This window comes from Bradyrhizobium monzae (assembly GCF_021458635.1).
Lineage (GTDB): Bacteria > Pseudomonadota > Alphaproteobacteria > Rhizobiales > Xanthobacteraceae > Bradyrhizobium.
On record NZ_JAIRDQ010000004.1, the window covers coordinates 91,811 to 114,684 of the forward strand.

A 22,874-nucleotide genomic window follows, 5' to 3' on the forward strand; every position below is an offset into this window, starting at 1 on the left:
CCGATCTCATGACCAAGGCCAGGCGCGCGACCGTCGAGCCGCTTCTGCGGCGGCGCTGGCGCGCGCTGGCATCGAAGGCCGCGCGAACGGATTATGATGCGCGCAAGTGCGCGTGAGTGGCACAATGGATGAGGCGCGCTTCCTCGCGTTGGCGCTGAAGAACCCGATCAACGTTGCGATCATCGACGAGCTCCACCGCCTCGCGCTGCCTGATGCGTGGCTGGTCTCGGGATGCCTGGTGCAAACGGTTTGGAACGTGCTCACCGGCCGCGCCATCGATCATGGCATCGCCGATTACGACGTGTTCTATTTCGATCCCAATACTTCCTGGGAAGCGGAAGACTCCGTGATCCGCAAGGTGCAAGCTCGACTCGGGCATCTCGGAGTCAAGATCGAGACCCGCAATCAGGCACGCGTGCACCTGTGGTACCCGGCCAAGCACGCCCTGCCCTATCCGCCCTTGACGCGCGCGACTGACGGCATCGACCGCTTCCTCACCCAGAACACGCAAATCGGCGTGATGCGCGCGGACGACGGCCATGAGGTTTACGCGCCGCATGGGTTCAACGACGTCGCGGGATTGATCGTGCGGCCCAATCCGGCTCTGAATTTTTCTGCGGCGAACTACGCCGCGAAGGCGGCGCGATGGAAAGCGTTGTGGCCGGAGATCACGGTGATTGCCGCCGAGTGATCCGAACCTACCTCACAACACCCGACGTGAACCCCGCCTTCCGCCGCGGCGGCTTGATGTCCTTTTTCAGGAAACAGCGCGCTTCGCGGCCCGTATAGCCGGGACGGGCATAGGTGAAGGCGCGGCATTTGTTGTCGGCGGTGCAGGCGGCCTTGCAGGCCTCCTCGCCTTCGCCTTCCTTGAGGTCGAAATTGCGCAGATCGCCGCCGGGGCGGTCGATCGAGGTCTCCACTCCCTCGACGCGCGGCTCGATCACGCCGGCGCCGCGCACGCCGGAGATACAGCAACTACCCGGCACCCGCGGCGGCACGGTATTCTTGAGCCAGCACACCGCAGCGGCGCCGTCGATGTCGGGATAGCTGAAGCTCCAGGAGCGGCATTTGCGATCGCGCTCGCAGAGCAGCGCGCAATCCTCGGGATCACCTGACGTGACCGGCGTGTTGAAATAATCGCCGCCAGGCCGGTCGAACGCCGTCTGGGCGCGCGCAGGCCCGCTCGCAAAAGCGAGCAACAGCAGCGTGGCGCAAGTCACGACGCATGCCAAGACCTTTGCCAAGACCTTGGCCATGACGGCCCCAGGCAGGCGGCCCTTCCACATCCGAACAGCTTTCGAGTTATTGACGGCGCTCAGGTTTTTCGGCCGGTCATTTGATCGCCGCAAACCTGTATGGGCGATGAACAGCTCAAATCCTGATCGTGGCCGATATAACTAGAACGCGTATTCCGCATAGGCCGGTTCCACCGAGCCCTTCCAGGCGCCGTTGAACTTCTCGAGCATCTCTTCGGCCGGGGTTCGGCCGGAATCGATGATGCGGTCGAGCGGCTCCAGATGCCGCGTTTCGTCGCGGCCGATCGCGTCGATGCGGCCGCGGCGACGCAGGCCCGCATGTGCCAGAACGAGGCACTCCTTGGCGATCTCGAACAGATAACGGTCCTTGATCCGCGCCTTGAAGCCGAAGCGCGGCACATCGTCGCGCAGGGCCTGACGCTCGGGCGCGGTCCAGTGCTTCACCAGGTCCCAGGCGGCGTCGAGCGAGACGTCGTCATAGAACAGCCCGGCCCAGAACGCCGACAGTGCCGGCAGACGGCCCCACGGGCCGCCATCGGAGCCGCGCATTTCGAGGTAACGCTTGAGCCGCACTTCCGGGAAAATCGTCGAGAGATGGTTGGCCCAGTCCGACAGCGTCGGACGCTCGCCGGGCAGATTGTTGTTGCGGCCGTCGAAGAAGGCGCGGAACGAGGAGCCCGACACGTCGATGTAATCGTCGCCGCGCTTGACGAAATACATGGGCACATCGAGCGCATAGTCGACATAGCGCTCAAAACCCATGCCGTCCTCGAACGCCCACGGCATCATGCCCGAACGCGCATTGTCGGTGTCGCGCCAGATCTCGGAGCGGAAGGACAGGAAGCCGTTCGGCTTGCCTTCGGTGAACGGCGAATTGGCGAACAAAGCGGTCGCGACCGGCTGCAGCGCCAGCGAGACGCGCAGCTTCTTGACCATGTCGGCTTCGGACGAGAAGTCGAGATTGGTCTGCACCGTGCAGGTCCGGTACATCATGTCGAGGCCGTATTGGCCGACCTTCGGCATGTAATTGGTCATGATCTTGTAGCGGCCCTTGGGCATCACCGGAATGTCGGCGCGCGACCAGGACGGCGTCATGCCGAGCCCGAGAAAACCGATGCCGAGCGGGGTCGCGATCTCGCGCACCTGCGCCAGATGCGCCATCAGCTCGCTCTGGGTCTGATGCACGTTCTCGACCGGCGCGCCGGACAGCTCGAACTGTCCGCCCGGCTCGAGCGAAATCGCGCCGCCGCCGGTGACGTCGTACAGGCCGATGATGTTGCCCTTCTCCATGATCGGCTCCCAGCCAAGTAGGAGCTTCATGCCTTCGAGCAGAGCGCCGATGCCGCGCGGGCCCTCGTACGGCACCGGTCGGTGGCCTTCGAGCGTGAACGGCGTCTTCTCGTGCTCAGTGCCCATGCGGAATTCGGACGGGTCCTTGCAGCCGGCCTCGAACCACGCAACGAGCTCGTCGCGCGATTGCAGCGGCGTCATATCGATCTGGTCTCGCGCCATATCAAACTCTAATCAGAAGCGCTTCGATCGAATGCGCGCGGGTGACGGGGATGGTCCGCGAACCCACCGGGCGCGCGGACGTGCTGGTTTGCCGCGCGGTCATCGCGACGGCGAGGTTTCGTTGACGTTGACGACGGGCGGCAGTTTCATCTCGCCGCACGCGCAGCCCAGGCGGTCGAGCAGACCGCTGAGCTTGACGGCATCGGCATCGGAGAGTTTCGAGCCGACATATTTCTCGATCGCAGCCGAATAGGCGCCCCACATCCGCTTCTGCAACTCGCGGCCGGCCTCTGTGATCTCGACGAACTGGCCGCGCTTGTCGATCTTGCATTCGCGCCGGCAGGCTAGCCCCTCGTCGACCAGGCGGTCGATCAGGCGCGAGGTGGAGTATTGCGGGATCAGCATCTGCCGCTCGAGTTCCACCGGGCGCAGCTCTCCGCTCGGCGCGCGCGACAATTCGAGGAGCGCGTCGTACCAGGCCAGTGGCGGGAACCCTGCCTTCTTGAGGTCCTGCTCGACGCAGTCGAGCACTCGGCTCTGCACCCGCATCAGGCGGATCCAGGCACTGGTTGCCTCGGTCGATGGTTTGCGTTTCATGGTGCCGCTCAACTTCGTCGTCCGCTTCTTACCCCACTCGATGCACCTGCATCAATCTTGACTATTGCATGCAGGTGCATGTAGGCGTTCTTTCGCCCCAACCAAGCGTCAAGAGGAGGAAATTCCATGAAACTGTATTACTCGCCCGGCGCCTGCTCGCTGTCCCCCCATATCGCGCTCCTGGAGGCCGACCTGCCCTACGAGCTCGTCAAGGTCGATATCCGGGCCAAGAAGCTCGAGAACGGTGAGGACTATCTGAAGGTCAATCCGAAGGGTCAGGTCCCTGCGCTGGGCCTCGACAGCGGCGAGATCGTGACCGAAGGCCCGGTCATTGTCCAGATGATCGCCGACAAGGCCCCGGCCAAGGCCTTGGCGCCCGCGCGCGACAGTTCCGAGCGCTACAAGCTGCTCGAATGGCTGAACTTCCTTACCTCCGAGGTGCACAAGAGCTTCGGCCCGCTGTTCGCGCCGGCGCTCAACGACGAAGCCAAGGCGTTCTTCAAGGACCGCGTCATGGGCAAGCTGAAGCACATCGACGGCGAGCTCGCCGGCCGCGATTACCTCATGGGCAAGCAGTTCTCGGTCGCCGACGGCTATCTCTTCACGATGCTGACCTGGGGCGACCGGATGAAGTTTGACCTCTCGGCGATGCCCCACCTCACCGCCTACAAGGCCCGCGTCGCCGCCCGGCCGAAAGTGCAGGAGGCCTTGAAGAAGGAAGGGCTGGCGCAGGCCGCGTGAACGCTCGCAACATGCAGCGAGCCAAAAGGCCGGATCGACGATCCGGCCTTTCTTATTGGCTGTAAGGCGACGCCGGCGCGACGCTCCTTCGCCGGACCATCGTACCTCCCATTAGACTTATGAACTACTGTTCGCGGAATGTAAGTGGTGCTGTCTTGTCACCACCCGCAAAGCGGGCGAGCGTGATTGATCAAAGACTATTCGGACTCGCATCGGGGTTGAACTTGACGATTGCCTTCGTCCTGATCGTTGCAAGCGTAGTGGTGGGAATAGCGACAGGTTGTTTTTTCAGGATCTGGGCGCTGGTCGTGCTTTCGCCCTTAATCGCAGTTGTCGCGGCGATCATTCTTCGCGCTTACGCGTTCGGAATGATGGCGGGCGTGACCGTCATTGCCATCTGTCTTGCCGTCTCCCAGCTCGCCTACTTCGCGACAACCTATCTGCGGTATGCGCGGGACGTATCACCGCATGACGAAGTCGACGGCGAGCCAGGCGAGGTGGGCGAGCAGAAAATCCGCCGCGAGCACAAGTAACGCCAACGCCGCCCAAAGCCCGGGCCCCCTGCGCCGCAGGCGCGCCGGCTTCTGTTGCGGCGAGAGGCGGCCGGTCGTGGACGCGACAGCATGTTTCGCAGCGACATCGCGACCGAGCGCGGTCTTTCGCAGCACCAAAGAGTTCATCAAGGATACTTTCTTATTTCGTCTTCAACTTGCCGATGGAGCGGCAAGTGTCCCAGGGTTCGTCACCCGACTGGTGAGCAAGAGTGATGCCAAGGCCGAGCAAAAGAACGGCGCCGCTTTGTCGCGCATATGACAATTGCGCGACAAAGGGCAGCGAGACTCAGGCACGGTTCCTAGCCGGATTTTGTGGGCGGTTCCACAACGTGGGAACCAATCTGACGTAACCGTGATGATGTCGCAGGAAAACAAAGAAGGCCGGATCGACGATCCGGCCTTCTTGTTTCAAGCGAACGCGATCGATCAGGCAGCAGCTGCCTTCTTCGGTGCAAACCGGCCGTAGAACGTTTCACCCTTCGCGGCCATCTCCTCGAGAAGCTTCGGCGGCGTGAAGCGCGAGCCGTATTTCGCCTCGAGCTTGTGGCAGAGTTCGACGAACTTCTGCGTGCCCATGAAGTCGATGTAGGACAGCGTGCCGCCGGTGAACGGCGCGAAGCCGAAGCCGAGGATCGAGCCGACATCCGCCTCGCGCGGATCGGTGATGACGTGATCCTCCACCGTACGCGCGGCTTCTACCGCCTGCACTACCAGGAAGCGCTGCTTCAGCTCCTCGACGTCGAGCGCGTCAGGATCGAGCTGCTTCGGCTGCAGCGCGGACAAGCCCGGCCACAGGCTCTTCTGACCCTTGCCCTTCTCGGGATAGTCGTAAAAACCCTTGCTGTTCTTGCGGCCGAGCCGGCCCTGGTTCTCGACCAGCTCCACCATCAGCTTCTTCTGATCGGGGTTGATGGCGTTGGGACCGAGATCGGCTTCGGTCGCCTTCATGATCTTGAGCCCGAGGTCGAGCGCGACTTCGTCCGAGAGTGAGAGCGGGCCGACCGGCATGCCGGCCATCTTGGCGCAGTTCTCGATCATCGCCGGCGGCACGCCTTCGAGAAACATCTCATTGCCCTCGGCGACGTAGCGGCCGACGCAGCGGTTGGCGAAGAAGCCGCGGCTGTCGTTGACGACGATCGGCGTCTTGCCGATCTGGCGAACGTAATCGAGCGCGGTCGCGAGCGCGAGATCGCCGGTGTTCTTGCCCTTGATGATCTCCACAAGCATCATCTTCTCGACGGGCGAGAAGAAATGGATGCCGACGAACTTGCCCTGGTCCTTGAAGCCCTCGGCCAGCGAGGTGATCGGCAGCGTCGAGGTGTTCGACGCGAAGATCACGTCGGCCTTCAGATACTCCTGCGCCTTGGCAAAGGTCTCCGCCTTGACCTTGCGGTCCTCGAACACGGCCTCGATGACGAGGTCGACGTCCTTCAGCGCAGCATAGTCCGCCGTCGGCGTGATGCGTGCGAGCAGCGCCTCGGCGTCGGTCGGCTTGGCGCGGCCCTTCTTGATCTGGTCCTCAATCACCTTCTGCGCATGCGCCTTGCCCTTGTCGGCGCTTTCCTGGTCGCGATCGATCAGCACGACGTCGAGGCCGGCGCGAGCCGAGACGTAGCCGACGCTCGCACCCATGAAGCCGGCGCCGATCACGGCGATCTTCTTCACCTTGGTTGCGGGCACGTCCTTCGGACGGCGCGCGCCCTTGTTCAGCTCCTGCATCGACAGGAACAGGCTGCGGATCATCGCGGCCGCTTCCTTCGAGCGAAGCACTGAAGTGAAATAGCGCGACTCGACGCGAAGCGCGGCGTCGATCGGCAACTGCAGGCCTTCATAGACGCAGCTCATGATTGCGCGTGCGGCCGGATAGTTGTCGTAGGTCTCGCGGCGATAGATCGCGTTGCCGGCCGGGAACATCATCATGCCGGCCTTGGAGAACACGGGGCCGCCGGGCAGCTTGAAACCCTTCTCGTCCCAGGGCGCAACCGCCTTGCCGCCGCCCTTGATCCAGTCCTTCGCCGCCTTGACGAGGTCGGCGGCCGGAACGATGGCGTGGATCAGATTGAGCTGCTTGGCCTTCTCGATCGTAACAGGGTCGCCTTTGAGCAAAATCGTCATGGCGTCCTGCGGCGGCACCAACCGCGGCACGCGCTGCGTGCCGCCGGCGCCGGGGAACAAGCCGACCTTGACCTCGGGCAGGCCGAGGCGCGTCTTGGGATTCTCCGCAGCCACGCGATAGTGGCAGCACAGCGTGATCTCGAAGCCACCGCCGAGCGCGAGGCCGTTGATCGCGGCCGCCCACGGCTTGCCTGACGTCTCGATCGAGCGAAGCACCTGCGAGAAGCGGCGGCTCTGCTCGAACAGCATCTGGTTCGCCGCGGTCTCGCCCTGCTCCTTGAAGACCTTTGCGTAGGCCTGGTTCATGCCTTCGAGCATGGACAGATCGGCGCCGGCGCAGAACGCGTCCTTGGCGGAGGTGATGACGACGCCCTTCACTGCGGCGTCAGCCGTGGTCGCCTTGACGATTGCGTCGAGCTCGCTGGTCGAGGTCTCGTCGAGCACATTCATCGAACGGCCCGGGATGTCCCAGGTGATGAGCGCGATGCCGTCGGAATCGGTCTCAACCTTGAAGTTCTTGTAAGCCATGTTGGTTGCTCCCTACCCTTAGACGCGCTCGATGATGGTCGCGGTGCCCATGCCGCCGCCGATGCACAGCGTCACCAGGGCGGTGGACTTGTTGGTGCGCTCGAGCTCGTCGAGCACGGTGCCCAAAATCATCGCGCCGGTGGCGCCAAGGGGATGGCCGAGCGCGATGGCGCCGCCATTGACGTTGATCTTGGCGTTGTCGATGTCGAAGGCCTGGATGTAGCGCAGCACCACGGAGGCGAAGGCCTCGTTGAGCTCAAACAGGTCGATATCCGACTTCTTCATGCCGGAACGCGCGAACAGCTTTTCGGTGACGTCAACCGGACCAGTCAGCATCATCGCCGGCTCCGAGCCGATGTTGGCAAACGCGCGGATTTTTGCGCGCGGCTTGAGGCCATACTTCGCGCCCGCGTCCTTGCTGCCGAGCAGGACGGCGCCGGCGCCATCAACGATACCCGACGAATTGCCGGCGTGATGCACATAGTTGACGCGCTCGATCTCGGGATGCGACTGCACCGCGACACCGTCAAAGCCGCCCATCTGCGCCATCATCGTGAACGACGGCTGCAGCTGCGCCAGCGACTGCATCGTCGTCGAAGGACGCATGTGCTCGTCCTTGGCGAGGATGGTGAGGCCGTTGATGTCCTTCACCGGCACGACCGACTTGTTGAAGCGGCCTTCATCCCAGGACTTCGCCGCGCGTTGCTGGCTCTGCACCGCGTAGGCGTCGACGTCGTCGCGCGAGAAGCCGTATTTGGTGGCGATCAGGTCAGCCGAAACGCCCTGCGGCATGAAATAAGCTGGGACCGCCATCGAGGGATCCATCGGCCAGGCGCCGCCGGAGGCGCCGATGCCGACGCGGCTCATCGATTCGGCGCCGCCGCCGATCACGAGTTCATGCTGGCCGCTCATCACCTGCGCGGCCGCAAAGTTCACGGCGTCGAGGCCGGAGGCACAGAAGCGGCTGATCTGCACGCCGGGGACGGCTTCACCGAGACCTGCCTTGAGCGCGGCAAAGCGCGCGATGTCGGAGCCGGCCTCACCGACCGGATCGACCACGCCGAGAATGACGTCATCGACGGAATCTTCCGGCAAATTGTTGCGGTCCTTCAGCGCCTTCAGCGGCACGGTGGCGAGCGCCAGGGCGGTGACTTCGTGCAGCGCGCCGTCCGCCTTGCCGCGGCCGCGGGGGGTGCGAACGTGATCGTAGATGAATGCCTCAGGCATGACGCCCTCCTGATCTGTTGTTCGAATCTTGATAGTGCGGAAGCAGGCTCAGAACGCTTCCGCCGGCAGTTCCATGATGGTGGCGCAGCCGGACTGGATGCGCGCGAGATTGGCCGCGGTTTCCGGCAGCATCCGCTCCATGAAGAAACGGCCGGTCACGAGCTTGGTCGAGAGATAGGGCGTCGCCCCGCTGGCGGCAATCTTGGCATTCGTCACCTTCGCCATCTTCGCCCACATATAGCCAAGCGCGACGAAGCCGAAGAGATGCAGATAGTCGGTCGCAGCGGCGCCGGCATTGTCGGGCTTCGCCATCGCGTTCTGCATCAGCCAGGTCGTGGCCTGCTGCAGATGGCCGAGCGAGGCCGAGAGCGGGGTGATGAAAGGCTTCAGCGCCTCGTCGCCGCCGTTCTCCTTGGCGAAGGCCATGACCTCGCCGAAGAACGCCATGATGGCGCGGCCGCCGTCGCGCGGCAGCTTGCGGCCGACGAGGTCGAGCGCCTGGATGCCGTTGGCGCCTTCGTAGATCATGGCGATGCGGGCATCGCGCACGAACTGCTCCATGCCCTGCTCGGCGATGTAGCCGTGACCGCCATACATCTGCTGCGCCTGCACCGCGTTGGCAAAACCGTACTCGGTGAGGAAGCCTTTCAGCACCGGCGTCATCAAGCCCATGTGATCGTCGGCGGCCTGGCGATCCTTCGGATCCTCGGAGCGATGGGCGACGTCGCTCTTCAGCGCGGTCCACATCACGAAGGCGCGCGCGGCCTCGTTGAAGGCGCGGATCGACAGCAGCGTCCGGCGCACGTCGGGATGCACGATGATCGGGTCGGCCGGCTTGTCCGGCGCCTTCACGCCGGTCAGCGAACGACCCTGGATGCGCTCGCGGGCATAGGCGACCGCGTTCTGATAGGCGACCTCGGACTGCGCGAGACCCTGAACCGCGACGCCGAGGCGGGCCTCGTTCATCATCACGAACATGCCCTGCATGCCCTTGTTCTCTTCGCCGATCAGCCAGCCGGTGGCGCTGTCGTAGTTCATCACGCAGGTCGAATTGCCGTGGATGCCCATCTTGTGCTCGATCGAGCCGCAGACGACGCCATTGCGGGCGCCCACCGAACCGTCGGCATTCACCAGGAATTTCGGCACCACGAACAGCGAGACGCCCTTGATGCCCGCAGGTGCGCCCTCGATGCGGGCGAGCACGAGGTGGATGATGTTCGGAGCGAGGTCATGCTCGCCGGCCGAGATGAAGATCTTGGTGCCCGTGATCTTGAAGCTGCCGTCGGCCTGGCGCACCGCCTTGGTGCGGAGCATGCCGAGGTCGGTGCCGCACTGCGGTTCGGTCAGATTCATGGTGCCGGTCCATTCGCCCGCCACCATCTTCGGCACGTAGGTCTGCTTCTGCTCCGGCGAGCCATGAACGATCAGCGCCGCGGTCGCGCCCATGGTGAGGCCGCCATACATCGAGAACGCCATGTTGGCGGAGATCTGGAATTCGTTGACCGCCTGGCTCAGCGTCACCGGCAGGCCCTGGCCGCCGAACTCGGTCGGAGCCGACAGACCGAGCCAGCCGCCCTCGGCCACCTGCTTGAAGGCGTCCTTGAAGCCCTTCGGGGTGGTGACGCTGCCGTCCTCGGCGCGCTTGCAGCCTTCGAGATCGCCGACGCGATTGAGCGGCTGCAGCACCTCTTCGGCGAGCTTGGCGGCTTCGCCCAAGATGGCCTCGCGTACGTCGCTCGACGCGTCGGAGAAGCCGGCGAGATTGTCGTAGCGGTCGATCTGGAAGACGTCGTTGAGCAGGAAGTTCACGTCTTCGACGGGGGCTTTATAGATCGGCATTGCGGTCTCCCGGCATGGCGCTCGGAAATGGGGAAATCTACGATTGGGCGGCGAGCTGCTCCGCCATCAGGCGGTGCAGCATGTTGATGGCCTTGAGCGGACGCACCATCACCTTGAAATTTGTGATTCGTCCCTCGGCATCGAAGGCAATGATGTCGACGCCGTTGATCTCGATGCCGTCGATGACGTTCTTGAATTCGAGCACGGCGCCGTCGGCGCTTGTCCACTCGCCGACATAGCTGAAGCCGGGACCGCCGAGCACCTTCTCGGCGCTGGCGAGATATTTGAAGGTGATGTCGCGCCCGCGCTGCGGCGAATGCACGACAGGGCTTTCGAACACGGCGTCAGGATGGAGCAGGTCCCAGAGCGCGTTGCGGTCGTGGGACTTCATGAAGGCGTACCAGGAGTCGAGGCCGGTCATTGTCAGGGTCCCTCCCGTGGATCAAAGGCCTTGAATCAAAGATCTTGGCAAAAACTCGGAAACAACCCCATGCACAGTAGCGAGGAGGTTGATTCCGCTGGGCTTTCTGGTCGGTTCCGAGCCCGACTCGGGACCACCCCATATGCACATTGACGCATATGCGTCGATGCGCATAAAGTCAAGCTGCTAGGTTAAGGTCACAGGGAGGCAGGTCACATGGCGCTGGGCGACGCGATCCTCGCATGCCTGACGGAACGTCCGATGACGGGCTACGAGCTCGCCAAGACATTCGATTCCTCGATCGGCTTCTTTTGGAAGGCCGACCACCAGCAGATCTATCGCGAACTCTCCAAGCTGCGCGACCGCGGCTACATCCAGGGCCGTGAGGTCGTCCAGTCCGGCAAGCCCAACAAGCTCATTTATACGCTCACTCCGGAAGGACGAACAGCGCTGCGGCACTGGGCCGCGCGGCCGAGCACCCCGCCCTCGATCAAGGACGACCTGCTGGTCCGGCTGCATGCCCTCGACAGCATCGACATCGAGCCGATCCGCACCGATCTGATGGACCGCCTGGAGCATCACCGTGACCGGCACGAGAACTACGAGCGGATCCTGAAGAAGCGTTTTCCCGAAGGGACGGCATCTGATGTGCTCGACCTCGGCAATCTGCTGCTGCTCCGCCTCGGCGCGCGGCACGAGCAGATGGTCGCGGACTTTTGCGAAGAGGCGCTCGAGGCGCTGTCGACGATGAGCGGCAAGGCCATTGTGTTGCCGATCGAGGACAGCAAGCGTGAGGGTAAGGGCTAATCATCCGACTTGCTGAGACACCGCCGAAGGCAGCCCGGCGGGCCCAGACCTGATTTGAATCCCGGACATCCGGGCCGCCAACCGATCGGGCCGACGGCGCGGGTCACGGCGTCCGCGAAGGGTCGATTCCCTCGATGCGGGCCTTGAACTCGGGGCACTCGACCAGCGGCGTGTGCGTGCAGATCGCAGCGTGCCTGAGGCTGTCACGCATGCGGGTCAGGCGGGAAATCTCCTGATCGAGTTCCTCGGCTCGCTCGGCCATTCGCGCGCGCAGCACGGTGTCACTCGGCGTCGCAACGAGAAATCGTCCGATTTGTGCGAGCGAGAACCCCGCCAGTCTCGCACAGCTTATGAGAGCCAGCCGGCCCAGCGTGCCCGCATCATAAGTGCGGCGCAGGCCATTGCGCCCGCTCGATTCGATCAAGCCACGCCGTTCGTAGAACCGGAGCGCGGAGGGCGCGAGCCCCGATCGGCGGGCGACCTCGGCGATGTCCAACAGCATCCCATGCCCCCTTGACTTGAACTGCACTTCAAGTGGCACGGTCCCCGCCCTCACGTCAATTGAATTTCGGAGATCATCGTCATGACATTGCATCCACAGGTCGAAGCGCACCTCAAGCGGCTCGCTGGAACGCGCTTCGCCGATCTACACAAACTGTCCCCGGACCAGGTGCGCGCCGGAATGCGGCAAATGTCCAGCGCTCTGGGCGAGCCCGAACCGGTCGCGCAAGTCGAGGATCACACGATCCAAACAGACGCAGGCGATTGTCCCATTCGCGTGTATCGCCCGGCTCCCGGCAAGGTCCGTCCCATCATCGTCTTCTTTCACGGCGGAGGCTTCGTGCTTGGCGATCTCGACACCCATGACGGACTCGCACGCGCCCTAGCGAACGCCACAGGGAACATCGTGGTTTCGGTCAACTATCCGCTCGCGCCCGAAAACAAGTATCCCGCCGCGCGCAACGCAGCTTACGCGGCAACCCGATGGATCGCCGAGCATGCAACCGAGATCGGCGGCGACGCCTCGCGGCTGGCGGTCGCCGGAGACAGCGCAGGAGGGAATTTGGCCGCAGTCGTCGCACTGATGGCGAGGGATGCGGGTGCGCCCAAGATCGCCCTTCAGCTGCTGATCTATCCCGATCTCGACTTCCGGCGAACAAACGTGTCGATCCGGGAGTTCGCAGGAAAATGGGGCAACATCAGCCGCGAAACGCAGGGCTGGTTCATGAACCAGTACCTCAACAACGAGGAGGAGAAGCTCGACCCTCTGGTGTCGCCCTTGCTTGCGCCGAGCGTGGCGGGCGTGCCTCGGGCATTCATCATCACCGCCGAATACGACGCCCTGCGCGACGAGGGAGAAGCATATGGCCAGCGGCTCCAGGACGCCGGCGTCGAAGCCGTCGTACGGCGGTACGACGGAATGATCCATGAATTCCTGCGATGGCCGTTCGACGGCAGCAGGCAAGCATTGCGGGACGCTGCGGACGCCTTGGCGGCCGCCCTGGCCTGATCTTCGAGTTGTCCGAGCGAGCTGCCCGGCGCTGCGTTCGAAGAGCGCAGCGCCGGGCGGCCCCCCGGTTCCCGCCGCCCAACTTTAAGACACCGGCGACGCATTCCTTAACCCGTTATTTACCGTAACAGGAAAAAGTCGGTTTTCGAGGCAGACGACCCGCGCCAAATCCGATTGTCTTAACAACCGGCACGTGTGGGGAGACTGGACGCGCCGGGTGGGGCGCCGGAGTCGGAACCGGACAGAGTCATGAATTCGCGCGTATCGTGGAGTGTTGACGGCATCGATCCATCCGTCAGGGAGCGGGCCGAAGCTGCTGCGCGTCGCGCCGGCATGTCACTCAACGATTGGCTGAACTCCACGCTCGGCGAGCCTGCCGCGCCGAACTTTCGCGGGCCTTACGAGCAGCGTCAGGAGCAGCGTCCCGATCCGCGCTCGGCGCCGATGCCGAGCCAGGAGAGCCGCGACGTCGCCGACATCCATCAGCGGCTCGACGCGATCACCCAGCAGATCGAACGAATTTCAAAGCCCGCGCCGCGCCAGGACGGTTCACGCCAGGACGGTTCACGACAAGACGCCACACGACAGGACGTCTCGCGCGAGCAGGGCGTCGCCCGGCAGCTCAACGACGCGATCTCGCGGCTCGATGCCCGCCTGTCGCAGATCTCGCGGCCCCCGCAGCCTCAACCTCAAGCGCAGCAGCCTCAAGCGCCGCGGCCCGCGCCGGTCGAGACGCGGCAGCGCCAGGCCGATGCGGTCGAGCGTGCCGCAGCCCAGGTCTATCGCAGCTCGCCGCCCCTGAGCCCCGCGTCGTTCGACGTCGCGGTCGCCGAGATCACCGCGCGGCAGAGCGAGCTCGACGGATTCGTACCGCGTCAGGTGCCGCCGCGCGCCGCGCCCTCGATCGCGCCGAGCGCAGCTCCCTATGCGCCACCGATGGCGCCGCCCGCGCCCGCCTATGCTCCGCCGCCACCGCAGTCAGGGCCGGATTTCTCGTCGCTCGAACGCCATCTGCTCAAGATCACGAGCCAGATCGAGTCGCTGCAGCGTCCCGACCATACCGATCAGGCGATCAACGGCTTCCGTGCCGAGCTCGCCGAGATCCGCAACGCCATCACCGAGGCGATGCCGCGCCGCGCGATCGAATCGATCGAGAACGAGATCCGCTCGCTGCACCGTCGCATCGACGAGACCCGCTCCAACGGCACCGACGGCCAGGTGCTCTCAGGCATCGAGCGCGCGCTCGCCGACATCAAGCAGGTGCTGCGCACGCTGACGCCGGCCGAGCAGCTCACCGGCTATGACGAGGCGATCCGCAATCTCGGCGCCAAGCTCGATCTGATCCTGCGCGCCAATGACGACCCTTCGACGGTGCGCCAGCTCGAAGGCGCGATCTCGGCATTGCGCGGCATCGTCTCGAACGTCGCCTCCAACGAAGCGCTGGCGCGGCTTTCCGAGGACGTGCAGCTGCTGTCGTCCAAGGTCGACCAGGTCAATCGCCCCTCGGACCGCGGCGACAGCTTCGCCGTGCTGGAGCAGCGCATCGCCGCGCTCACCGCTGCGCTAGAAACGCGCGAGCGGCCGCAAGCCGCCGAGAGCACCGAACATCTGGAAGGCGCGATCCGCGCGCTGTCCGACCGTTTCGACCGTATGCAGGTCGGCAACGACTCGGCCTCGACCTTCGCGCATCTCGAGCAGCGGGTCTCCTATCTGCTGGAGCGGATCGAGAACAATTCGGATTCACGCGGCAGCAATCTGGGCCGTGTCGAGGACGGGCTGCACGACATCCTGCGGCACCTCGAACGGCAGCAGGCCACCTATTCCGCGCTCGCCGAGAGCCGAAGCTCGGCCCCGTCTCCCGATTCCGGAATGGTCGACCTCGTCAAGCGCGAGCTGTCCGACATCCGCTACAGCCAGGCCGAGACCAACCGCAGCACGCAGGATTCGCTGGAGGCCGTGCACAACACGCTCGGCCATGTCGTCGATCGTCTCTCGATGATCGAGGGCGATCTGCGTTCGGTGCGTACCGCGCCGCCGGCCCCTGCGCCGATGCCGATGGCTGCGCCCCTGCAGATGGCGGCACCGGCTGAGCCGGCGCCGATGGCGCGCGAGCAACAGCCGCAGCCACAGCAGCCGAAATACGATCCAAAGCCTGAGCTGCAAAATCCGGCCGCCGCGCAGCACGCGCATTCCACCTTCGTCGCCGCGCCGCGCGAATTCCATGCCGCGGCGCCCGCTGCACCGCCACCGGTGCCGACGGCGCCGGTTCCGCCGCGCGCGATCAGCGAGATCCTCGAGCCGCACACGGCGCCCGCCCGCGCCGCGATCGCGCCCGAGCTGCCGCCGGATCACCCGCTCGAGCCCGGCACGCGTCCGAACGGCCGTCCCGCCACGCCGTCGGAGCGCATTGCCGCGTCCGAGAGCGCGATCAGCGAAATCCCCGCTCCGCCGAAGGAGCCGGTGTCGTCGTCGAGCTTCATCGCGGCCGCGCGCCGCGCCGCGCAAGCTGCCGCCGCCGCGCAACCGCCGGAGAAGCCCGCCCGCGGCGTCAAGGCCGCGATCGCCGCCCGCACCAAGGACAAAGGTCAAGCCAAGGTTCAAGGCCAGGAAGGCGCCTCGACCATCACCTCAAAAATCCGCTCGCTGCTGGTCGGCGCGAGCGTGGTCGTGATCGTGCTCGGCACCTTCAAGATGGCGATGAACCTGCTCGAAGGCGGCAGCGCACCGCCGGCACCGCAGGCGATGGAAAATACGTCGAGCCAGCCCGCGCCGCAGGCGCCGCCGCCGGTCGAGAACAAGCCCGCCGCGCCCGAGCAGGTCACACCGTCGATGACCTCGCCGACGCCGATCGGGAAGCAGTCGCAGAACAATGCCGCACCGGCGCCCGCGACGAATTCCGCCGGCACGGCCTCCGTCGAAATTCCGCCCGCTCCCGCCGTTGCGCCACCCGCGCGCTCCAGCGACGTCACCGGTGCACTGTCGGGCGCGAGCCACGCACGGCTCGGCACGGTCCAGGTGCCGCCGAGCGAGAAGCTGCCTGACGGCATCGCCGGCCCGGGCCTGCGCACCGCCGCGATGAAGGGCGATGCGAATGCAGCGTACGAGATCGGCCTGCGCTTTGCCGAGGGCAAGGGCGTGGCCGCGAATTACGACGAAGCGGCGAAGTGGTACGATCGCGCGGCACAGGCCGGCGTGGTGCCCGCGACCTTCCGTCTCGGCACGCTCTATGAAAAGGGCCTGGGCGTGAAGAAAGACGCCGACATCGCCCGCCGCTACTACACGCAGGCCGCCGAGCGCGGCAACGCCAAGGCGATGCACAATCTCGCGGTGCTCGATGCCGACGGCGGCGGACGCGGCGCCAACTACAAGAGCGCGGCGCAGTGGTTCCGAAAAGCGGCCGATCGCGGCGTCGCCGACAGCCAGTTCAACCTCGGCATCCTCTATGCCCGCGGCATTGGCGTCGAACAGAACCTCGCCGAATCCTACAAATGGTTCACGCTGGCGGCCGGACAGGGCGACGCGGACGCGGCGACCAAGCGCGACGACGTCGCCAAGCGCCTCGACCCGCAATCGCTCGCCGCCGCCAAGCTCGCGATCCAGACCTTCAGCGCCGAGCCGCAGCCCGACGACGCCGTCAACGTCCAGGCCCCCGCCGGCGGCTGGGACAGCGCACCGCAGGCTGCCGGAAAGCCCGCGCCGAAGCCGGTCGCAACGAAGAAGTCGGCGTCAGCGGCGCATTAAATCGAAATAGCCTGAGGTCAGATCGGTCGAGCCACGGGCTCGGTGCACCTCTCCCGCTTGCGGGGGAGGTCGACGCGCTCGGCAGCGCACTTGCGCGCCTGAGCGCGGCGGGTGGGGGCTTTTCTCCTCTGGGAGAGTCCCACTGCGGAGATACCTTCTCCCCGACCCTCCCCCGCAAGCGGGGAGGGAGCGCACCTGCGTTGTCGCAACGAGCGCGCCCAATCTCGTCACTCCCACGCGCCCCATTCACTACACCCAAATTTCCCGGTCCCGCCCCGCGCCAAATTCCGCTATTGAAGGGCGCGGCATGCCCTTCCTGCGAGCGCTCCGCGAAATCGATCCGTCTCGCCGGAGCGAGGGTCCGATGCAGCTCTACCTTCCGATCGCCGATCTTCCGGTCAACGTGTTCCTGGTGCTGGCGATGGGCGCGGCCGTCGGCTTCGTCTCGGGCATGTTCGGGATCGGCGGCGGCTTCCTGATGACACCGCTGTTGATCTTCATCGGCATCACGCCCGCCGTCGCGGTCGCCTCCGTCGCGAGCCATATCGCGGCCTCGTCGTTTTCCGGTGCCCTCACCTATTGGCGGCGGCGTGCGATCGATCCGGCGCTGGCCAGCGTGTTGTTGTGCGGTGGCGTGACCGGAACGGCGCTGGGGGTGTGGACCTTCACGCAGCTCCGCGCGCTCGGCCAACTCGATCTGATGATCGCGCTCTCTTACGTGATACTGCTCAGCACGGTCGGCAGCCTGATGTTCTCCGAAGGCCTGCGCGCGCTGATGCGGACCCGGCGCGGCGCCGTGCCGCCACGGCGCACGCACAACTGGATTCACGGCCTGCCGCTGAAGATGCGGTTCAAGCGCTCGAAGATTTACCTGTCGGTCATCCCGGTGGTCGTCATCGGCATCGTGATCGGCTTCATCGGCGCGGTCATGGGCATCGGCGGCGGCTTCATCCTGGTGCCGATCATGATCTATCTCCTGAGGGTGCCGACCTCGACGGTGATCGGGACCTCGATGGTGCTGACGCTGGTCACCATGCTGTTCGCGACCATGCTGCATGCGGTGACCAATCACCTCGTCGACGCCGTGCTGGCGCTGATCCTGATGGTCGGCGGCGTCACCGGCGCGCAATTCGGCGCCCGTGCCGGCCAGAAGATCCGCGGCGAGCAGCTGCGGCTGCTGTTGGGCCTGCTGATCCTTTCGGTCGGTGTCCGCTTCGCGGTCGAGCTGGTGATCCGCCCCGAAGACCTCTTCACCATCCGTGAGCTGGGGGTGAGCGGATGATGCGTGCGCTCGCTGCGGCTCTCCTCGTCCTGTTGCTCGGCGCGTCCGCGCGGGCCGAGCGGCTGATCGTATCGGTCTCCAACCATCGCGTCACGGTGACGCCAAACTATTCCGGCGAGGAGCTGGTGCTGTTCGGCTCGGTGGAGAAGGATGCCTCCACGCCCGCCGACCGCACGGCTTACGACCTCGTGGTGACCGTGATGGGCCCGCGCGCCGACATGGTGACGCGGCGCAAGGAGCGCACCTTCGGCATCTGGATCAACACCGACTACCGGCAGTTCCTGCAGGTGCCGAGCTATCTGGCGCTGTTCGCCAACCGCCCGTTCGACGGCATCACCTCGCCCGAGATCGCACGGCGGCAGCAGATCGGGCTCAACAATGTGCTGCTGACCCAGCGCGTCAGCGGCGATTACGCCGACGTGGTGCCGAACGACGCGTTCCGCTCCGCCTTCATCCGCCTGCGCACCCAGCGCGGGCTCTATCGCGAGGATGCGAGCGCGGTGACGTTCCTGACGCCGACGCTGTTCCGCACCGGCATCCCGCTGCCGGCGGAGGTGCCGATCGGGACCTATGAGGTCGAGATCAAGCTGTTCGCGAACGGCGCCTTCGTCGGCAAGACCGAGACCGCGTTCGAGATCGTCAAGGTCGGGTTCGAGCAGTTCGTGGCCAACACCGCGCGGCAGAACGGGCTGGTCTATGGCCTCGTCACGGCGGCGATGGCGCTGATGACGGGATGGATGGCGTCGATCGTGTTTCGGAAGGATTGAGGGAGGCACACCGCCGCCCCACCGTCATGCCCGGGCTTGTCCCGGGCATCCACGTTCTTACACGCGGCAACAAAGACGTGGATGGCCGGGACAAGCCCGGCCATGACGAGGAGGAAAGAGTGCGCCACATCTCAGCTACGGCGCCTCCACCACCGTCGGCACGCCGGGCTCCAGCAGCCGCAACCGTGTCCCGAAACCCAGCACATCGAAAGTCTTGCGCAAATCCTCGCTGCTCTGGCGGAAATGCGCCCAGCCCTCGGTGTGCACGGGCACGATCATCGCGTCGGGGAAGGCCCGCGCGGTCTCGATGGTGTCGTTGGTGTCCATGGTGAGATGGAACGGTCCGCGGGTTTGCGCAGCGCCCGCAAAGGGCATCACCACGCCGCATTTGAAACGACGCGCGACCTCGGCGACACCGTCGAACCAGGTGGTGTCGCCGCTGATATAGACCGGGCGCGTGTCCTTGCGGCTCGATTGCACCACGAAGCCGATGACGTCGCCCGACAGCGGCTCGATGCCGGCCGGGCCGTGACGCGCCGGCGTGGCGGTAATGGTCAGCGTGTTGCCGTCGTCGTCCTTCAGATGCGCGGTCGCCCAGGGCGCGAGGCCCTCGACATGGCCTCCGAGACGTTTTGCGCCGGCCTCGGTCGTCAGTGCACGCGGCGCCTTGAGCAGATAGTCGCGGCCGGACTTGTCGAGATTGTCCGAGTGCTGGTCGTGGCTGAGCAGCACCGCATCGATCGGGCCGATCGCATCGGCCTTTACCGCGGGACCGATGGTCTTCTCCAGCTTCACATGCGGCAACGCGTAAGCACCGGGCGCATCGAAAGTGGGATCGGTGAGCAGGCGAAAGCCGTCGATCTCGATCAGCGCGGTGGGGCCGCCGATCAGGGTGATGGAAACAGGCATGAGGGGAACTCCTCTTATACGACGGGCTTATGCGACAGACTTAGGCGACAGATTTGGCGGGTCGCGTCACCAGGTAAATGCCGAGCGCCACCAGAATGATCCCCAGCAAGTCACGCGCTTCGACATGTTCGCCGAGCACGAGATACGCGAACAGCATGCCGAGCGGCGGCATCAGGAAATGATAGGCACTGGCAGCGGTGGCGCCACACACTTTCAGGAGATGAAACCAGAGCCAGTAGGCCAGGATCGAGCCGCCGAGCACGAGGAACGCGAAGGCGCCGATCAGGCCTGGGGTGACATCGATCGCATGAATGTCGGCGAAGGTGAGCGCGACCGGCGTCAGCACGATGCCGGCGGCGAGATTCTGCACGCCGTTGCCGATCCACAGGGACCCCCTTGGCGCGAGCAGCTTGAACAGGATGGTGCCGACGACGATGGAGGCCAGTGAGGCCAGCGTGAAGAGGATGCCGTGCAAGCTGTCGGTGCCGACCGAGAGGCGGTGCCAGACGATCAGAGTGACGCCGATGATTCCGAGCAGAAGGCCGCTCGCCTTGCGCCAGGTCATGCCCTCGCCGAGCAGAAGTGCGGCGAGCGCGGCCGTGAACACCGGATTGGCCGAGACGATCAGGCCGCCGAGGCCGGCGGAGACCGATTGCAGGCCGGTGTAGCCGAGCCCGAGATAGAGCGCGTTGTTGGCAATGCCGAGCACGGCAAAGATCAGGACATCGCGCCACGACAACGACCAGTCGCCGCGGGTAGCCGTGGCACCGAGGATCAAAATGCCGGCAAGCGAGAAGCGCGCGGCAAGCAGGATCAGCGGCGGACAATGGGTGACGCCGATCTTGCCGGCGACGAAGGCATAGCTCCAGAGCAGGCAAAACACGCCGATGGCGAGCGGCAGGGTGTTGAAGCGGCTGCGGGGGACGGACATCGAGGGGGCGAGCGACATGGCGTTTCTTTCGGGGGCATTTCCTGAGCCCTCGATCTAGGGAGCCGGCTTGCCATTTGGAAATTAAATGATTAACTCGCGATCAGTGGATTTTCGAATGGAGGCGGGTATGCTCGATCTGGAGCTTCTGCGCAGCTTTGTCTCGGTGGTCGAGGCCGGCGGCTTCACCCGCGCCAGCGAGCGCGTCCATCGCACGCAATCGACCGTCAGCCAGCAGATCAAGCGGCTGGAGGAGGATGTCGGCCAGGTGCTGCTGCACCGTGACGGCAAGGACGTGCGCCCGACCGAAGCCGGCGAGCGGCTGCTGTCCTATGCGCGGCGGTTGCTGTCGCTGGCGGAAGAAGCGCGCGACGTGCTGCGCGAGCCCGACGGGGGCGCGGTCCGGCTCGGCATCCCCGAAGATTTTGCGGCGTATCGTCTGGCAAAGCTGCTGGGCGCGTTCTCACGCTCGCATCCGAACCTGCGGCTCGACGTGCGCGCCGACCAGAGCAAGAACCTCGCCCGCGATCTCGAGCGCGGCGAGCTCGATCTCGCGCTCTACAAGCGCGAGGCCGGCGGCAAGGACGCCATCGCGATCTGGCCCGAGGAGGTGCACTGGGTCACCAGCAAGAGCCATCCGATCGACTTCAACGCACCGTCGGTGCCGCTGATCGGCTTTCCGCTCGGCTGCCTCTACCGCGCCGGCGCGATCCATGCGCTGGAAAGCGCCGGCCGCGCCTGGCACATGTCGTACTCGTCATCGAGCCTCGCCGGCATCCAGGCCGCGGTCGCCGCCGGCATGGGCCTGAGCATCCTGTCGGAGATGTCGATTCAATCAGACCATCGCGTGCTGACGGCCAAGGACGGTTTTGCGCCGATCAACCGCACCGAAGTGGCGCTAATGGCCGCGCCCAACGCCAGCTCCGCGACGCTGCGGCTGGCGGATCGGCTCGCGGAGTTTTGCGAGAACGTGCAGGCGAAGGCGGCTTAGCGAGCGCCGGCTACTCGGATTGGACCAGAGCTTCTTTGGCCAACACCCAGCCGGAGAGGCCGTACGACGAGCTTAAAACAAAACCTTTGACGCCGCTTGCCGTGAGCGTCTGCGCCGCAGCAGACAGATCGGCCGCCCATGGCCCTGGGGCGCCCACCATACGGTAGCACTCTGCGATTCTGGAGCCATGGTCGGTGAACACACGCTCGACGGAGACGACCTCCAATGAGAAGATGATATTTCCGAATGCGTCGTTCTCGAATTGATATCCCTCGACACCATTGAAAACGATGGTGCGCGGGCGCTGTTCCCGCTTCGCAGCGTCTCTCGGATCAGGCCTTGTGTGAAGTTGATCTGCCGGGCTTCGCAGTTCACCTCGTACGATGAAACGAAATCATCATGAAGCGAGGGCAGCATGCTCGCTTCCTCAATAACACCGTGACGCCGCGATCGCGTGGACGCGGCGGTCGCCGAGGAGATGCGCGACAAAACCGTTCTTCGGAAAGATTTTTGCGAACGCGGCATCGCGGATGCTTAAGCCCCCCGCATAGGCGCCGAACGCCGGCATTACCGCGCGCATGCCGTCGCTGGCGAAACAACGCCGCTCCATCGAGCGGCCGCGCGCGGAGACGCGGGCCTTGGGATGGAGATGGCCGGCGATCTCGCCATGCGCGCCGGTCGGCTCGTGGCGGAACGTGATCGGGCCGATCGCGACCTCATCGGCAACGGTGCCGCCGAGATCGCGCGGCAACGCCGGATCGTGGTTGCCGGAGATCCAGATCCAGTCGCGGCCGGCCTGGAGCGTGGCGACGGCGTCGCGGTCGTCCGCCGAGAGACGCTCATGCGCGGCGCGATCGTGAAAACTGTCGCCGAGCGCGATGACGATTCTTGGATCATGGCGGGAGATGACAGCAGCGAGCCGGCTGAGCGTCGCCAGCGTGTCGTAGGGCGGCAGCAGCACGCCGCGCGTGGCGAAGCTGGAACCTTTTTCCAGATGCAGGTCGGAGACGACGAGCAGGCGCTGCTCGTCCCAGAACAGCGCGCCGGAGAGGTCGGCGGCAAAAGTCACATCGGTGATGGTGACCCTGGAAACGCGCATGTCCTCGACATCCTCTGAAACCAGCGCGCCCAACCCCACGTCAAAAC

At 65.1% G+C, this 22,874-nt stretch carries 20 protein-coding genes; 9 read left to right on the forward strand and 11 right to left on the reverse strand.

Going from position 1 to position 22,874, the window contains the following annotated elements; genetic code table 11:
• The first annotated feature begins 124 nt into the window (after positions 1-124).
• The gene (locus K3F49_RS16855; protein WP_234682078.1) at positions 125-691 is read left to right on the forward strand and encodes a nucleotidyltransferase family protein; all 567 of its coding nucleotides are present in this window, start codon (positions 125-127) and stop codon (positions 689-691) included.
• Positions 692-698: 7 nt separating this feature from the next.
• Here the strand turns inward: K3F49_RS16855 and K3F49_RS16860 are convergent, their stop codons facing one another.
• From K3F49_RS16860 to K3F49_RS16870, 3 genes are all read right to left on the reverse strand, one after another.
• On the reverse strand, positions 699-1,289 hold the full coding sequence (locus tag K3F49_RS16860) for a PAN domain-containing protein (protein WP_234682079.1): 591 nt from the start codon (positions 1,287-1,289) through the stop codon (positions 699-701).
• A gap of 111 nt (positions 1,290-1,400) precedes the next feature.
• Positions 1,401-2,771, reverse strand: a complete 1,371-nt coding sequence (locus K3F49_RS16865) for a glutamate--cysteine ligase (protein WP_234682080.1) — start codon at positions 2,769-2,771, stop codon at positions 1,401-1,403.
• 99 nt (positions 2,772-2,870) lie between these two features.
• On the reverse strand, positions 2,871-3,368 hold the full coding sequence (locus tag K3F49_RS16870; protein ID WP_234682081.1) for a MarR family winged helix-turn-helix transcriptional regulator: 498 nt from the start codon (positions 3,366-3,368) through the stop codon (positions 2,871-2,873).
• Between the two features lie 126 nt (positions 3,369-3,494).
• Between K3F49_RS16870 and gstA the strand changes: the two genes are divergently transcribed.
• Both gstA and K3F49_RS16880 read left to right on the forward strand, forming a co-directional pair.
• The gene (gene gstA / locus K3F49_RS16875; RefSeq protein WP_234682082.1) at positions 3,495-4,109 is read left to right on the forward strand and encodes a glutathione transferase GstA; all 615 of its coding nucleotides are present in this window, start codon (positions 3,495-3,497) and stop codon (positions 4,107-4,109) included.
• A gap of 224 nt (positions 4,110-4,333) precedes the next feature.
• Positions 4,334-4,642, forward strand: a complete 309-nt coding sequence (locus tag K3F49_RS16880) for a hypothetical protein (protein ID WP_234682083.1) — start codon at positions 4,334-4,336, stop codon at positions 4,640-4,642.
• 447 nt (positions 4,643-5,089) lie between these two features.
• Here the strand turns inward: K3F49_RS16880 and K3F49_RS16885 are convergent, their stop codons facing one another.
• Genes K3F49_RS16885 through K3F49_RS16900 form a run of 4 tightly spaced genes read right to left on the reverse strand, consistent with a single transcriptional unit; the run spans position 5,090 to position 10,793 of the window.
• The gene (locus K3F49_RS16885; RefSeq protein ID WP_234682084.1) at positions 5,090-7,306 is read right to left on the reverse strand and encodes an FAD-dependent oxidoreductase; all 2,217 of its coding nucleotides are present in this window, start codon (positions 7,304-7,306) and stop codon (positions 5,090-5,092) included.
• Positions 7,307-7,324: 18 nt separating this feature from the next.
• A complete protein-coding gene (locus K3F49_RS16890; protein ID WP_234682085.1) occupies positions 7,325-8,533 on the reverse strand; it encodes an acetyl-CoA C-acetyltransferase in 1,209 nt (402 codons plus the stop codon).
• 48 nt (positions 8,534-8,581) lie between these two features.
• Positions 8,582-10,372: an acyl-CoA dehydrogenase C-terminal domain-containing protein gene (locus K3F49_RS16895; RefSeq protein WP_234682086.1), complete on the reverse strand. Its 1,791-nt coding sequence runs from the start codon at positions 10,370-10,372 to the stop codon at positions 8,582-8,584.
• Between the two features lie 37 nt (positions 10,373-10,409).
• Positions 10,410-10,793, reverse strand: coding sequence for a nuclear transport factor 2 family protein (locus K3F49_RS16900; RefSeq protein WP_234682087.1), 384 nt, complete (start codon positions 10,791-10,793; stop codon positions 10,410-10,412).
• A gap of 216 nt (positions 10,794-11,009) precedes the next feature.
• Between K3F49_RS16900 and K3F49_RS16905 the strand changes: the two genes are divergently transcribed.
• Positions 11,010-11,600, forward strand: a complete 591-nt coding sequence (locus tag K3F49_RS16905) for a PadR family transcriptional regulator (protein ID WP_234682088.1) — start codon at positions 11,010-11,012, stop codon at positions 11,598-11,600.
• A gap of 103 nt (positions 11,601-11,703) precedes the next feature.
• On the opposite strand, the gene K3F49_RS16910 is transcribed toward K3F49_RS16905, so the two are convergent.
• Entirely contained in the window at positions 11,704-12,102 is a 399-nt protein-coding gene (locus K3F49_RS16910; RefSeq protein WP_234682089.1) for a MerR family transcriptional regulator, read from the reverse strand.
• A gap of 81 nt (positions 12,103-12,183) precedes the next feature.
• Between K3F49_RS16910 and K3F49_RS16915 the strand changes: the two genes are divergently transcribed.
• The 4 genes from K3F49_RS16915 to K3F49_RS16930 all read left to right on the forward strand — a co-directional run bounded on the left by K3F49_RS16915 (position 12,184) and on the right by K3F49_RS16930 (position 18,900).
• Positions 12,184-13,110 carry an alpha/beta hydrolase gene (locus K3F49_RS16915; protein ID WP_234682090.1) on the forward strand — a complete coding sequence of 309 codons (927 nt, stop codon included), beginning with the start codon at positions 12,184-12,186 and terminating at the stop codon, positions 13,108-13,110.
• 249 nt (positions 13,111-13,359) lie between these two features.
• The gene (locus K3F49_RS16920) at positions 13,360-16,851 is read left to right on the forward strand and encodes a tetratricopeptide repeat protein (RefSeq protein ID WP_234682091.1); all 3,492 of its coding nucleotides are present in this window, start codon (positions 13,360-13,362) and stop codon (positions 16,849-16,851) included.
• A gap of 364 nt (positions 16,852-17,215) precedes the next feature.
• Positions 17,216-18,133, forward strand: a complete 918-nt coding sequence (locus K3F49_RS16925) for a sulfite exporter TauE/SafE family protein (RefSeq protein WP_234682092.1) — start codon at positions 17,216-17,218, stop codon at positions 18,131-18,133.
• Positions 18,130-18,900 (forward strand): TIGR02186 family protein, encoded by a 771-nt coding sequence (locus tag K3F49_RS16930; protein WP_234682093.1) that lies wholly within the window; start codon positions 18,130-18,132, stop codon positions 18,898-18,900. Before K3F49_RS16925 ends, K3F49_RS16930 begins: the two co-directional genes overlap by 4 nt.
• Positions 18,901-19,035: 135 nt before the next feature.
• Here the strand turns inward: K3F49_RS16930 and K3F49_RS16935 are convergent, their stop codons facing one another.
• Both K3F49_RS16935 and K3F49_RS16940 read right to left on the reverse strand, forming a co-directional pair.
• Positions 19,036-19,809, reverse strand: a complete 774-nt coding sequence (locus K3F49_RS16935; RefSeq protein ID WP_234682094.1) for an MBL fold metallo-hydrolase — start codon at positions 19,807-19,809, stop codon at positions 19,036-19,038.
• Positions 19,810-19,849: 40 nt separating this feature from the next.
• Complete coding sequence (locus K3F49_RS16940) at positions 19,850-20,758, reverse strand: DMT family transporter (RefSeq protein WP_234682095.1); 909 nt, start codon at positions 20,756-20,758, stop codon at positions 19,850-19,852.
• 109 nt (positions 20,759-20,867) lie between these two features.
• Here K3F49_RS16940 and K3F49_RS16945 point away from each other — a divergent pair, with 109 nt between their 5' ends.
• Entirely contained in the window at positions 20,868-21,728 is an 861-nt protein-coding gene (locus K3F49_RS16945; RefSeq protein WP_234682513.1) for a LysR family transcriptional regulator, read from the forward strand.
• Between the two features lie 427 nt (positions 21,729-22,155).
• Here K3F49_RS16945 and pdeM read toward each other — a convergent pair whose 3' ends face one another.
• Positions 22,156-22,827 (reverse strand): ligase-associated DNA damage response endonuclease PdeM, encoded by a 672-nt coding sequence (gene pdeM, locus K3F49_RS16950; protein ID WP_234682096.1) that lies wholly within the window; start codon positions 22,825-22,827, stop codon positions 22,156-22,158.
• Positions 22,828-22,874 lie beyond the last annotated feature (47 nt).